The sequence below is a fragment of the Polynucleobacter sp. AP-RePozz3-80-G7 genome (assembly GCF_018882145.1).
GTDB lineage: Bacteria > Pseudomonadota > Gammaproteobacteria > Burkholderiales > Burkholderiaceae > Polynucleobacter.
This window is the reverse complement of sequence record NZ_JACVPC010000001.1, coordinates 648866-663011: the sequence shown is the minus strand read 5'-3', so window position 1 is coordinate 663011 and position 14146 is coordinate 648866. Positions and strand designations below refer to the sequence as shown.

Here is a 14146-nt window from a genome sequence, read left to right as displayed (position 1 = left end):
ACTTGAAGCTTCAATCTGACCCCCATTCCGGAGCAAATACGATCACTGGCTATGGCGATGGCTACGTAGAGATCAATAAGATCTCTTATGACCATGCAGTCCTACTCAGCTCGGACGGCGCCATCTCTAACTGGTCTGCGCAAACATTTGATAGTTTAGAAGCCAGTCATTTCGCGCAAATGGTTGATTTAAAACCAGAATTAATCCTCATCGGAACTGGTAGCCGTCAGCGCTTTCCCAAGCCAGAACTCCTTAAATCCTTGATTGAAGCCAAAATTGGCTTTGAAATCATGGATTCCCAGGCTGCCTGCCGAACCTACAACATCCTAGTCGGCGAGGGTCGTCAGGTCGTGCTTGCCCTGATAGTGGAACCCACTTAATGCAATTTGGCCAAATTCGGCAGTCATCAGCCCTGCACCCAGGCAAGATTTTGCTGCTGGTCATTATTTACGGCTTGCTTTGGTTTGGCACCCTTAATTACCGCCACCTCATTCCATCCGATGAAGGCCGCTATGCAGAAATGGCCCGAGAAATGCTGGTTACCGGCGATTGGATTACCCCACGTTACAACGGTTATAAGTATTTTGAAAAACCCCCTCTTCAAGCTTGGGCAACTGCCGCTGCATTTCAGGCATTTGGTATTGGTGATTGGCAAGCACGCCTTTGGACAGCGCTAACGGGTTTCCTAACTATTCTTTTGGTCGGCTTTACTGGTGCGCGCATCTTCAACGCGAGAGCAGGATGGTTGGCTGCTGTTGTATTGGCATCGAGCCCAATCTGGATTATCAGTGGTCACTTCAACTCGCTCGACATGGGCTTATCCTCATTTTTAGTGGCAGCTCTCTGTAGCCTCTTACTTGCACAAACTTCCCATAACAAAAATTACTGTCGCAACTGGATGTGGGCTTGCTGGATTTTTATGGCACTAGCAACACTATCTAAAGGAGTTATTGGTGCAGCGATACCTGCAATGGTTTTTATTGCTTACTCCATAACTACGTGGGACTGGAAAATCTGGACTCGTTTACGTTTACTTAGCGGTAGCATATTGTTCTTAGCAATTACTGCGCCTTGGTTCGCACTAGTGGCCCAACGCAATCCCGAGTTCCTAGAGTTCTTCTTTATTCACGAACATCTACAACGCTTCACACAAGATGCTCACAGTAGAACAGGCCCTATTTATTATTTTGTACCGCTACTCCTGATTGGCTTACTCCCCTGGATTCTGCAGGTCCCGGGGGCTATTGCACAGGCATGGAACGAGCGCCGTCGCGAGTTCTCAGCAGGTTGGTTGTTAGTCTGTTGGTTTGCAGTGATCTTTGCATTTTTTAGCGTATCTCACTCCAAATTACCTGGCTACATCATTCCCGTTTTCCCAGCGCTCGCTTTAATTATTGGCAATCGTTTAGATCGCTTACTTGGTCACACCAACACCATGGCATTGCTATGGAAATTGCAGACACTAGCTTTTGCAATTCTTGGATGCATTGGATTCTTCTTTTTAGATGCTATTGGCAAACAAGCAAGACCAGATGAGATTGAAGCTTATGCGCAATATACCTATTGGGTGATTACTGCATTAGTGGCACTTGTCAGCTTTAGCGCTTATGCAGCATGGCAAAGCAAACGTAATGGCACTCAAAGTATTGTGAGTTTTGCTTATGGATTTTTTCTATGCGCCATCATCGCAGGAACAGGTCACGAAACTCTAGGTCGCGCAGTCTCTGGCATCGATCTAGTAGAGCGAGTCAAAGCCTCAATTCCAGAAAAAGTGAACTTCTATTCAGTGCGTCTTTTAGATCACACCATGCCTTTCTATTTAGGCAGAACGATGATCATGGTTGAATCACCCGATGAGCTTGAGTTTGGGGTTAATCAAGAGCCAGAACTTTGGATGCCGACTTTAGATACTTTTGTTAATCGCTGGAAAGAAGATCAAACGGCCTATGCCATCATGGTTCCAGAGCAATTTAATGCGCTAAAGGCTCAAGGCTTTCCAATGCAGGAGGTCGATCGTGATTCACGCAGGGTCATTGTCAAGCATCCAGATATCTCGCAGTAATATAGGACACCATGTCAAACTTCATCCCCTTCACGCGCCCGAGCTTCAATCAAGAAACCATTGATGCTGTTTCAGAGGTATTGCGTTCAGGATGGGTGACATCTGGACCGAAGTTAGCAGAGTTTGAGGCAACCCTAAGCCAATACTTTGGTGACCGTCCTGTGCGCTGTTTTGCAAATGGGACAGCAACCATGAAGATCGCTCTACAAGTTGCCGGCATTGGCAATGGCGATGAAGTGATCACCACCCCAATTTCTTGGGTCGCAACTTCTAATGTGATTTTAGGTGTTGGTGCCAAACCAGTATTTGTGGATATTGATCCTATTACACGCAACATTGATCTGAATAAAGTGGCGGCTGCAATCACGCCAAAGACACGCGCGATCATGCCGGTCTATTTAGCTGGATTACCTGTTGATATGGATCAACTCTATGCGCTAGCCAAACAACACAAGCTTCGCGTGATTGAGGATGCAGCTCAGGCCTTTGGCTCGCAGTGGCAAGGCAAGAAGATTGGCAGCTTTGGTGACCTGGTGAGCTTTAGCTTCCAGGCCAATAAGAACCTCACCACTATTGAGGGTGGCTGCCTTGTTCTCAATAATCTCGACGAAGCAAAGCTGGCTGAGAAATTCCGCCTACAAGGATTAACTCGTCAAGGCATGGACGGCATGGATGTTGATGTATTGGGCGGCAAAGATAACTTGACCGATGTGAATGCAGCCATCGGCCTTGAACAGCTCAAGCAACTTCCCCCTTATCAAACACGTCGTGCCGAACTCGCGCGCCAATACTTTGATATGCTTCGTGCCAAACTGAAATCTGCTGGATTGGAAGGCTTGAGATTAGAACTTCCAGTAGAAAATTTCACTGATAGTAACTGGCATATGTTTCAAGTTATTTTGCCACTTGATCAGCTCAATATTGATCGCGCTCAAGTGATGACGGAGTTAAAAGATTTGGGTATTGGCACTGGCGTTCATTACCCCGCAATTACTGGGTTCACTCTCTATAAAAACCAGGGCTACAAAACTTCAGACACTCCGGTTGCCGAACGCATTGGTCGATCTATTCTCACCCTCCCCTTATTTCCCGCAATGGCAGATGAAGATATTGCCCGTATAGCCAGTGGATTGGTCGGAATTTTGCAGAAATACCGCAAAAACTAGCGTTCCTGGGTTAAACCCAAAGAATCAGGCAAAATTGCAGCATGACTGCAAATTTAGTTGCCAACCCAATACTCAGCATCGTTATTCCCGTTTACAACGAGGAAGATGGTCTTCAGGCTCTATTTGATCGCCTTTATCCGGCATTGGATGTCCTGTCTGCCAAACGCAAGATCACCTATGAGATTGTATTTGTTAACGACGGTAGCAAAGATCGATCTGCTGGCATTCTTTCCAAGCAAGTCGAGTTACGTCCTGATGTAACCCGTGCCGTTTTATTTCACAGCAACTTTGGCCAACATATGGCCATCATGGCTGGCTTTGAATACGCCAAAGGCGAACACATCATTACTCTGGATGCAGACCTACAAAATCCTCCCGAAGAAATTGATGCTTTAACTGAGCAGCTATTAAAGGGTCATGATTACGTAGGCACTATTCGCGCCGATCGCCGCGATAGTTTCTTCAGAAAATTCGCTTCACGCGTTATGAATCGCTTGCGCGAAAATATTACGCGCATCACGATGACTGATCAAGGTTGTATGTTGCGTGGCTATAGCCGTCGCATTGTTGACTTAGTACGTCAATGCGATGAGAGTAATACATTTATCCCGGCACTGGCATATACCTTCTCTGCAAATCCAGTCGAAATTACTGTCAAACACGAAGAGCGTTTTGCGGGTGAATCCAAATACAGTTTGTACCAATTGATTCGCCTGAACTTTGACTTAGTCACTGGCTTCTCTGTCATGCCATTGCAGATTTTCTCAATACTCGGCATGCTTCTATCACTTGCGGCTGGTAGCTTGTTCGTCTACCTGCTAGTGCGTCGCTTCCTTCTGGGTGCTGAGGTTGAGGGGGTATTTACCCTATTCGCCCTAACCTTCTTCCTGATTGGTGTAATGCTCTTTGGGCTCGGTCTTTTAGGTGAATATATTGGCCGTATCTATCAGCAAATCCGCAAGCGTCCCCGCTATGTGGTGCAAACTGTTTTAGAGAAAAAATAATTGCACGCAGTCGTCTTTGCCTATCACGATGTTGGCGTCAACTGCCTCAAAGCACTTCTCAATGCTGGCATACAAGTTGATCTCGTAGTAACCCATCAGGATGATCCCAATGAGAATGTTTGGTTTGGGAGCGTTGCAAAACTTTGCCAAGAAAAAAATATTTCTTACATTACTCCAAGCGCTAATGAATTAATAGATTTAGTTCCCAAGCTCCAAGCGTTAGCTCCTGACTATATTTTTTCTTTCTACTATCGCTTCATGATTCCGGAGCAGATTTTGGATTGCGCCAAAATTGCCGCACTCAATATGCATGGCTCACTACTTCCAAAATATCGCGGACGCGCACCAGTTAATTGGGCAATTCTGCATGGCGAAACGGAGACCGGCGCAACTTTACACTTCATGGACGCAAAACCCGATGCCGGAGATATTGTTGGGCAAGCAGCCGTCAGCATCGACCCAGATGAGACCGCTACCGATGTATTTGCTAAGGTCAGTCAGGCTGCCGTCAGCGTGATCGATCAAGTCTTGCCCGGCCTTTTAAAGGGAACTGTTCCGCGCAAGGCAAATGAGCTCCAAAAAGGGAGCTATTTTGGAGGGCGAAAGCCTGCAGACGGGCAAATTCATTGGAATCAGACCGCCAAACAGGTTCACGACCTGGTTAGGGCTGTTGCACCCCCTTATCCAGGCGCCTTTACTGATCATGAGGGGAAGGCCATGATTGTGGCGCGTACCAGCCTAAATCGGCCATTTCCAGACAAGCTCAATCTTGGGGTTTGCGGCATCCAAGTGGTTGATAATCGGGTATTCGGTATTTGTGGCGACCATCAAGCGGTTGAAGTTTTGGAATGGTTCCCAGCAAGCAAATAAGTAGAAAATTTAGCAATAGCAAATTAGATTAAAACGAGGCAGTAAAGATGAAAAAAGTACTCATTCTTGGTGTTAACGGCTTTATTGGTCACCACCTTTCCAAGCGCATTCTCGAGACAACCGACTGGGATGTCTACGGCATGGATATGCAAAACGATCGCCTTGGTGATTTAATCAATCATCCACGCATGCATTTCTTTGAAGGTGACATCACCATCAATAAAGAATGGGTTGAATATCACATTCGCAAATGCGACGTCATCTTGCCTTTAGTGGCGATTGCAACGCCTGCAACTTATGTACAACAACCACTCAAAGTATTTGAACTCGACTTTGAAGCCAACTTACCGATCGTACGCTCTGCAGTCAAATACAAAAAGCATTTGGTATTCCCATCAACTTCTGAAGTGTATGGAATGTGTGAGGATGGTGAATTTGATCCTACCAAATCGAATATGGTTTATGGCCCAATTAACAAGCCGCGCTGGATCTACGCTTGTTCCAAACAATTGATGGATCGCGTGATCTGGGGTTATGGCATGGAAGGCTTGCGCTTTACTCTCTTCCGCCCATTTAACTGGATTGGCCCTGGTCTAGATAGTATCTACACACCAAAAGAAGGCTCATCCCGCGTTGTGACTCAGTTCTTAGGTCATATCGTTCGCGGCGAATCCATCAACGTTGTTGATGGTGGCGCACAGAAACGTGCCTTTACTTATATTGATGATGGTATCGATGCTTTGATGCATATTATCGATAACAAAGATGGTATTGCTAATGGCAAGATTTATAACATCGGCAATCCAAAGAACAATCACTCTATTCGTGAGCTAGCCAATCAAATGTTAGAAATTGCTCGCAGCATTCCTGAGTACGCAAAGAATGCGAATGAAGTGAAGATTGTAGAAACTACTTCGGGTGCTTACTACGGTGAAGGCTATCAAGATGTTCAAAATCGTGTTCCAGCAATTGACAATACGATGAGCGAATTGGGTTGGAAGCCAACCACTACGATGACTGATGCGCTCAAGAACATTTTTGAAGCCTATCGTGGAGACGTAGAAAAAGCACGTCACCTAGTCGACAAAGAATAAGCAAAAGTAAACTCAAAGGTACATGGCAAAGATAGCTCTCAAGGTTGATGTAGATACCTTACGCGGCACCAAAGAAGGCGTACCGAATCTAGCTCGTACTCTTGAGCGTTTTGGCCTGAAAGCCACCTTTCTATTTAGTCTTGGGCCTGACCACACCGGCTGGGCCTTAAAGCGCGTCTTTCGCCCAGGCTTTCTGAAAAAAGTTAGCCGTACCTCTGTTGTGGAGCACTATGGGATTAGGACCTTACTCTATGGCGTCCTCATTCCTGGCCCAGATATTGGCAAGAAAGCTGCCGCAGAAATGCGCGCCATTGATAAAGCAGGTCATGAGACGGGCATTCATACGTGGGATCACGTTGCCTGGCAAGATGCAGTTCGTAATCAAGATGCATCCTGGACAAAAGCGATGATGCAAAAAAGCTGGGATCGTTTTATAGAAATTTTTGGTCATGCACCAGTGACCTATGGTGCTGCAGGATGGCAAATGAACGCCGCCGCCTTTGAGCAACTCGATCAATGGGGCATTGCCTATTCCTCTGATGGCAGAGCTGAACCCAATCTCATGCCCTATCGCCTTGCACTTCCTTCAGGAAAAGCAAAGCATGTTCAGTACCCAACCACACTCCCCACCTTTGATGAACTTATTGGCATCGATGGCGCAGATGAATTTGGCGCAGTAAAAAAGTTACTAGAAATCACTCAAAGCAATCCAAATGACCAAGTATTCACATTGCACGCTGAACTAGAGGGGCAAAAGCTATTGCCTGCGTTCGAGCAGCTGCTAGCTGGATGGCTAAATCAAGGTCATGAGCTCGTCACTATGGGCGAGCTTCATAAATCCTGGGAAGCCACCAAGCAACTCGATAAAATAGCTGTACTACCGCTGACCTGGGGTGAAATACCCAATCGTAGCGGTGATTTAATCATTCAAAATAACTAATTAATTTAATCAGCATTAGAGACAACCAACGAAGGATCATCATGACAGTAGCTATCGGTAAACCCATGCCGCAGTGTGCGATTCCAGCAACTTCTGGATTGACGTTTTCACCAGATTCTACAAAAGGCAAAAAACTGGTGCTCTACTTCTACCCTAAAGATATGACGCCGGGCTGCACTGCTGAGTCTGGAGAATTTAGAGACAACATTGAAGCATTTACCAAAGCCAATACTCTGGTAGTAGGTGTTTCACGAGATAGCCTTAAGTCACATGACAATTTCCGCAGCAAACTAGAGCTCCCGTTTGAGCTAGTTGCTGACACGGAAGAAAAACTTTGCCAGATCTTTGGAGTTATGAAGATGAAGAATATGTATGGCAAACAAGTCCGTGGCGTTGAGCGCAGCACCTTCCTATTTGACTCTACTGGCAAGCTAGCAAAAGAGTGGCGCGGCCTGAAGGTTCCCGGTCATGTGACAGAGGTATTACAAGCTGCCCAAGCCACTAAATAATTTTTACAATAATTTGATCAGAGGTGCTTGCAAACCCCAAAATTTGGGGTAAAGTGATTCATATGCACCGTAAACGACGGGAAAGTCTGACAATCCGTTTGATTCAGAAACCTGAATATCTCAGATCAGGTACGGGGAGCAACCCCCTCCGTTTTTCAAGTATCACTTCAACTAGTTTCGTAATAAACCGTCAACGCACTCCGCTTGGCGGTTTTTTCTTTTAGGAGAGTCCATGCCACTGCCCCCAATCCCCACTCAAATTGCTGATCAAGTCAAACTCAGTCGCAAAGATACTCCCGACTTAAAGAAACGACCTGCTCTAGCAAAACCGGTGGTAGTGGAAGCCGTTGATTGGACTAATGACGCAGAGGAAGATTTATCTGCTGCAGAAGTAGCTCTCGAAAAGATCAAAGCGGATCATCGCCCTACCTCTAATGTGCGAAACGAAAGTAAGGCGTCTACACCCGCAAAACCTAAACGCGTGATTCGAACTGGACCACCAAGCTTATTTGTTCTCGATACCAACGTATTGATGCACGATCCAAGCTCCCTATTCCGCTTCTCAGAGCACGACCTTTATTTACCGATGACGACTCTAGAAGAGTTGGATAACCACAAGAAGGGCATGACCGAGGTAGCTCGTAATGCCCGCACTGTCAGCAGATCCTTGGACCAACTGATTGCCGGAACAAGCGGCACTCTAGATGAGGGCATTCCCCTGAACAAGTTGGGCAACCAAGATGTCACCGGTCGCCTCTTCTTCCAAACCAAATTCTCTACGCAAGCATTACCGGAGGGTTTGCCCGAAGGTAAAGGTGACAACCTGATTTTGGCAGTAGTCAGCGAGCTACAAAAAACTCGTAAGGGTCAAGAAGTGGTATTGGTATCCAAAGATATCAATATGCGCATCAAGGCACGCGCACTTGGGTTACCGGCTGAAGATTATTTCAATGACCAAGTTTTAGAAGATCGCGACTTGATGTATGCCGGAGTCATGCAACTGAATGCAGATTTCTGGCCTAAGCATGGCAAGGATATGGAAAGCTGGGCTGACTCCAAATCTGGCACCATGTTCTATAGAGTCACCGGACCATCCGTACAAAGCATGCTGGTCAATCAGTTTGTCTATCAAGAAAATCCAGATGGCTCTACGCCTTTCTACGCACAGGTTAGAGAAATTAATGGGAAGACCGCTCTCTTACAAACACTCAGAGACTTCTCTCATCAGAAAAATAATGTTTGGAGTGTGACTGCGCGTAACCGCGAGCAGAACTTTGCCATGAATTTACTCATGAACCCAGATGTAGACTTTGTGACCCTATTGGGACAGGCTGGTACCGGAAAAACTTTGCTTGCACTGGCTGCCGGCCTCGAGCAGGTCCTCGACAGCAAACGCTATAACGAGATCATCATTACACGTGCCACCGTCCCTGTGGGTGAGGATATTGGCTTCCTTCCAGGCACCGAAGAAGAAAAGATGCAACCTTGGATGGGTGCATTTGACGATAACCTTGAGGTATTACAGCGCAATGAAGATGGCGGCGCTGGTGAATGGGGTCGCGCCGCAACTCAAGAGTTAATTCGTTCGCGCATTAAAGTAAAGAGCATGAACTTTATGCGTGGTAGAACTTTTGTGAGTAAATTCGTCATTATTGATGAAGCGCAAAACCTCACCCCTAAACAAATGAAGACTTTGGTGACTCGTGCAGGTCCTGGAACCAAAATTATTTGCTTGGGTAATATCGCCCAGATTGATACACCTTACTTAACAGAAGGTTCTTCTGGTTTGACTTATGTAGTTGATCGCTTCAAAGGCTGGCGTCATGGTGGTCATGTGACATTGGCGCGTGGTGAGCGCTCACGTCTTGCGGATCATGCTGCTGACGCACTTTAAGCAATCTTTCTCATGCCGCACTCTCCTGGGGTGCGGCATTTTTATTTGTTGCTTACTCATCCTAAGTGGATGCAGCACATTCAGCGGTAAGCCAAACGCCGCAAAAGTTTCTCAATTCAAGCAAGACACCAGTGTTGGAACAGAGGACATTTCTATTGCAGCGGTAGGTCTAGTCGATGTTCCTTATCGATATGGTGGTAATACTCCCAAAGGCGGTTTTGACTGTAGCGGCCTCATTGTTTATGTCTATAACAAAGCGGCGGGGATCAAACTACCGCGCACAATTCAATTGATCAGCACTAAGGGTGTAAGTATTGAAGGTCAACCACCAGCTCCAGGAGACTTAGTGTTCTTCAACACTAACGGTGAAAAATATTCCCATGCAGGAATCTATGTTGGTCAAGGCAGATTTGTGCATGCCCCAAGTGCTGGAGGAACCGTGCGCCTAGATTACATTACGGCACCCTATTGGGCGGCTAAATTTACTGAAGCACGTCGTATGGTGCCCTGATATTGACATTCTTTAGGGTTAATAGCACTTTCCCCATGTTTCCTAATGGCTTAATTTAGATTACAGTATTTAATTAAGTAGTCCACGATAAGAAGTACTCATAATTGGAGATGTTATGAAAAAAATCATCATCGCTTTAAGTATTGCGTTTAGTTTTGCACTCCCTACTTCTGCTTTTGCTGACCAAGCGGCTTGCGAAGCCAAAGCAGTGAGCAAAGAAGGCAAACCCCTCTATGGCGCAGCTAAAGAGGCTTCCATTAAAAAATGCATGGGCGGAGCTCAAGCAAATGACTGTGAAGCTAAAGCAATTAGCAAAGATGGCAAGCCACTGTACGGTGCGGCTAAAGCAGCCTCAATCAAGAAATGTGAAGGCGGAAAATAAGGTTAGTTATTTAATCTGTTTTGATCAGACTAATTTTCTGTATTAAAAAAGCCTCACACTGTGAGGCTTTTCTTTATCTATTATTCCGTATTCTTTTTACTGCTTCAGCATTAGAAAGGCTCATAACCACCAGATGAGTAACCAACAGAGCCCATCGCCAAGTTATCAAACTTAGTATATGGACCTTGCCAACTTAAGCGCACAGTTCCAATCGGACCGTTACGTTGTTTACCAATGATGATCTCAGCCATACCTTTATCGGTGGTAGTGTCCGGGTGATAAACCTCATCACGATAGATGAACATAATTAAGTCGGCATCTTGCTCGATAGCGCCTGACTCACGCAAGTCTGACATGATTGGACGCTTATTAGGGCGTTGCTCAAGACCACGATTTAACTGTGAGAGCGCAACTACAGGACACTGCAGTTCTTTTGCAAGAGACTTGAGGGAGCGGGAGATTTCTGAAATCTCGGTTGCGCGGTTTTCAGAACCGGAGCCACTCATCAACTGCAAGTAATCAATCACTACCAAACCAAGAGTACCACCAAAGTTTCTGGCGATACGGCGTGCGCGTGCGCGCAACTCTAAGCTAGATAAAGAGCCGGTCTCATCAATCAAAATTTGGGTATTACTTAAACGTGCAATGGCATCAGTGACACGCGGCCACTCATCATCTTGCAACTTACCGGTACGCATGCGACTCTGGTCTACGCGCCCTACCGAACCCAATAAACGGGCAGCCAATTGTTCGCCCGACATCTCCATGGAGAAAACCACAACAGGCAAACCTTCTGCCAATGCAACGTTCTCAGCAATATTCAAGGCAAATGCAGTGTTGTGAGTAACGACATAATCATTCGTTACGTAAGTTCTTTGAGGATGGCTTACTGAAATACATTGCGCTTCAGACATCCTAGACGGCTCAATACTCTTGAATGAAAGTCTACGTTGGCGATCCCAACTTGCTCTTAATCTTTCAGTCTTTTCAGGCAGAGTAAACGCTTGAAAACCGGGGCCAAAACTCATATTTAAAACATAACTTAGGCGACCTTGCTTCTTTTCACCCTTGTAGGTGAAGCTTGTCTGCTTATGCGCTATTGAGCAAAAACCACCCAAAGATCTGGCTAAAGTTGCAACATCTTCAGATAATTGTTTGCTTGCTGTACAAAAGCGAATAGAGCCCCATTTCTCAATCCAACCATCGGTATCCATCAGACCTTGGAACAATGCAAGACGAGAATTCTTGTTCGCCTCAAGATAAGTTGCTGGAATGTGTTTATCAAAACTTCTGCAGCCAAGAACACCGATATCCTGCAATGCAGACCTGAAAAAATTTGTCTTTACGGCCGCTCTTTGACCATTAGCAGCAATTCTTTCTTTTGAGACTAATCTCCAGTCATAAGCATTAGCGTGAACTAACTCCATCTCGTAGTTTGCAAGTAAATTCATGCGCTCTACAAGCTCAGGGGACTTGGTTGAACACATCACCGAGCTGTGAGACAGAGCTAAAGTTCCATCTCCAAGCAACGCACCCAAAACCCACGGATGGACTGGCAATGCATTCGAATGACCGAAATCGCCTGAGACCGGATCAATCCACAATCTATTTTTATATCGAACACATTGCAGCATTTCCATTAATCGGGTGGTATTGATAATACGTGGCTCGGACCAATCGCGATACATCACACGCCATAAATGCTCGTCACAACACTCCGCTTGACGACCATCAGAAAAAGTTACTTTATATATCTGCTTCATGCCTTGCGGATAAATATCGGTGACCATTGAATGCTGACCATCGACAGAGGCGAGACGATCACCAAACTTCAGATCACCCATCAGCTTCCAGCCATCAACCGTTTTCACTTTTGCATCCAGTGGTTGCGCCTTACCCATAGAAGGACGACCCGCAACAATCACTAAGTCGCCTTTTTGCAGGCCACTAGTTTGCTTATCTAGATCAATAAAGCCCGTGGCAATACCAGTGATGTCGCTACCGCCTTGGCGGTTATAAAGCTCATCAATACGGGCAACAACAGCTTTGAGCAAAGGCTCAATCTCAAGATAGTCGGCCTTGCGACTACCCTCTTCACCAATCTGAAGAATGCGTGATTCAGCCTCATCCAACAAAGTTCTTACGGTGCGCCCCTCAGGAACGAATGCTGAATTAACAATGCTGTCTGAAACTTCGATCAAGCGACGCAAAATACTGCGGTCACGAACGATATCGGCATAGCCTTTAATATTCGCTGCACTGGGAGTGTTTTGCGCCAATGAATTTAGGTAATCAATACCAACCAAATCACCACCCTGCTCAGATTTAATTGCATCATGAACGGTAATGACGTCAGCAGGATGATTGTCGCCAACCAAACGAGCAATTGCTTTGTAGATCAAAGCATGTTCGGGGCGATAGAAATCTTTGTCGTTTAATACTCCACCCAGGTTATCCCAAGAGGAGTTATCGATCAGTAGACCGCCGAGCAAAGATTGCTCGGCCTCTACAGAATGCGGCGGAACTTTTAAAGCCTGCACGACTGCATCCCCAGAACCCATCATGCCGGGATTCAGCGTAACGGAACGTGAACGGGATTCAGCCATGAGGCTAGTTTACAGATCTAAAACTTAAGCTTGCTCGCCAACTACACGAATAGTGATATCTGCAACTACGTCGGTATGAACGGCAACCGCTACAGGATGATCACCAACCATTTTCAATGGGCCAGTAGGCATGCGTACTGAAGACTTCTCAATTGTGAAGCCTTTAGCCTTCAAAGCATCAGCGATGTCGTGATTGGTTACAGAACCAAACAAACGACCGTCAACACCCGCTTTTTGACCGATTTCGAGAACCAAGTCCTTGAGCTTTGCGCCAACTACTTCAGCAGCAGCCAATTTCTCAGCAGCTAATTTTTCCAACTCAGCACGACGAACTGCAAAGTCAGCAATCGCCGCTTCAGTTGCACGACGCGCTTTACGTTGTGGAATTAAAAAGTTACGAGCGAAACCGTCTTTAACGCGAACTACATCGCCAAGGTTGCCCAGGTTAGTTACTTTTTCTAAAAGAATGATTTGCATTGAGGGCTCCCAATTATTTCTTATGTTGATCGGAGAATGGCAATAAAGCCAAGTAACGAGCACGCTTAATAGCAGTGTCTAACTGACGCTGATATTTAGCTTTTGTGCCTGTCAAACGAGCAGGAGTGATCTTAGCGTTTTCGCCAATGAAGTCCTTCAATGTATCTACATCTTTGTAATCAATCTGTTCTACGCCAGCAACAGTGAAACGACAATAACGCTTACGCTTGAACAATGGGTTCTGAGCTGGTTTCTTTTTGAAATCGGGTTTCTTTCCAAACGCCATGATGATTTCCTCTTTAATTTTTCAATTGAATATGGGTAATATGGAAAACAAGTCTTTGATTACGTAGAGTCTTGGGTGCTAAGAATCCCTCAAACACTGCCTCAGCCCCTAAATCCATTCGCTCTAAGTCCTTTTGTATCGGACCGATTGTGATGGCTTCAACGTTCATCTGAATTTTCCTTGCCACTCCTACCTCGTTTGCTTGGCCGCTATGTTCTAGCTGGCAATGCATCACCGGTATTCCTGCTGGTGTAAATCGAATCGCGTCTTTAGATACCAAGATCGCAGTGAGGGTGAAATGATTCAACGCCGCTCCGCTTCTCTGATACGTTTTCTAGTCTGTGT

The 14146-nt window shown here is 45.9% G+C and carries 14 protein-coding genes and 1 pseudogene; 11 read left to right on the top strand and 4 right to left on the bottom strand.

Annotated features, from left to right (window positions below; all coding sequences use genetic code 11):
• The first annotated feature begins 2 nt into the window (after positions 1-2).
• The 11 genes and pseudogenes from ICE90_RS03675 (at position 3) to ICE90_RS03625 (ending at position 10432) form a co-directional block, all read left to right on the top strand.
• Positions 3-380, top strand: a complete 378-nt coding sequence (locus tag ICE90_RS03675) for an Mth938-like domain-containing protein (RefSeq protein ID WP_216190950.1) — start codon at positions 3-5, stop codon at positions 378-380.
• Positions 380-2062 carry a glycosyltransferase family 39 protein gene (locus tag ICE90_RS03670; RefSeq protein WP_216190948.1) on the top strand — a complete coding sequence of 561 codons (1683 nt, stop codon included), beginning with the start codon at positions 380-382 and terminating at the stop codon, positions 2060-2062. Before ICE90_RS03675 ends, ICE90_RS03670 begins: the two co-directional genes overlap by 1 nt.
• 11 nt (positions 2063-2073) lie before the next feature.
• A complete protein-coding gene (locus ICE90_RS03665; RefSeq protein ID WP_216157474.1) occupies positions 2074-3228 on the top strand; it encodes a DegT/DnrJ/EryC1/StrS aminotransferase family protein in 1155 nt (384 codons plus the stop codon).
• Positions 3229-3269: 41 nt separating this feature from the next.
• On the top strand, positions 3270-4232 hold the full coding sequence (locus tag ICE90_RS03660) for a glycosyltransferase (RefSeq protein WP_216157478.1): 963 nt from the start codon (positions 3270-3272) through the stop codon (positions 4230-4232).
• Positions 4233-5102: a formyltransferase gene (locus tag ICE90_RS03655; RefSeq protein WP_215321614.1), complete on the top strand. Its 870-nt coding sequence runs from the start codon at positions 4233-4235 to the stop codon at positions 5100-5102.
• Positions 5103-5149: 47 nt separating this feature from the next.
• Positions 5150-6196, top strand: a complete 1047-nt coding sequence (locus ICE90_RS03650; protein ID WP_215321613.1) for a bifunctional UDP-4-keto-pentose/UDP-xylose synthase — start codon at positions 5150-5152, stop codon at positions 6194-6196.
• 22 nt (positions 6197-6218) lie between these two features.
• Complete coding sequence (locus ICE90_RS03645) at positions 6219-7136, top strand: polysaccharide deacetylase family protein (protein ID WP_215321612.1); 918 nt, start codon at positions 6219-6221, stop codon at positions 7134-7136.
• Positions 7137-7177: 41 nt separating this feature from the next.
• Positions 7178-7645, top strand: a complete 468-nt coding sequence (locus tag ICE90_RS03640) for a peroxiredoxin (protein WP_215321611.1) — start codon at positions 7178-7180, stop codon at positions 7643-7645.
• 232 nt (positions 7646-7877) lie between these two features.
• A complete protein-coding gene (locus tag ICE90_RS03635) occupies positions 7878-9539 on the top strand; it encodes a PhoH family protein (RefSeq protein WP_215321610.1) in 1662 nt (553 codons plus the stop codon).
• A gap of 124 nt (positions 9540-9663) precedes the next feature.
• Positions 9664-10047 (top strand): annotated as a pseudogene (locus tag ICE90_RS03630) (C40 family peptidase); the annotation flags it as partial.
• A 118-nt stretch (positions 10048-10165) separates the two neighbouring features.
• A complete protein-coding gene (locus ICE90_RS03625) occupies positions 10166-10432 on the top strand; it encodes a hypothetical protein (protein ID WP_215321608.1) in 267 nt (88 codons plus the stop codon).
• 110 nt (positions 10433-10542) lie between these two features.
• Here the strand turns inward: ICE90_RS03625 and dnaB are convergent, their stop codons facing one another.
• The 4 genes from dnaB to priB form a co-directional block, all read right to left on the bottom strand.
• A complete protein-coding gene (dnaB, locus tag ICE90_RS03620) occupies positions 10543-12993 on the bottom strand; it encodes a replicative DNA helicase (RefSeq protein WP_370624646.1) in 2451 nt (816 codons plus the stop codon).
• Between the two features lie 69 nt (positions 12994-13062).
• Positions 13063-13515 (bottom strand): 50S ribosomal protein L9, encoded by a 453-nt coding sequence (gene rplI / locus ICE90_RS03615; protein WP_072583119.1) that lies wholly within the window; start codon positions 13513-13515, stop codon positions 13063-13065.
• Between the two features lie 13 nt (positions 13516-13528).
• Positions 13529-13801, bottom strand: a complete 273-nt coding sequence (gene rpsR, locus ICE90_RS03610; protein ID WP_011902267.1) for a 30S ribosomal protein S18 — start codon at positions 13799-13801, stop codon at positions 13529-13531.
• Positions 13802-13814: 13 nt separating this feature from the next.
• The gene (gene priB / locus ICE90_RS03605) at positions 13815-14108 is read right to left on the bottom strand and encodes a primosomal replication protein N (RefSeq protein ID WP_215321607.1); all 294 of its coding nucleotides are present in this window, start codon (positions 14106-14108) and stop codon (positions 13815-13817) included.
• Positions 14109-14146 lie beyond the last annotated feature (38 nt).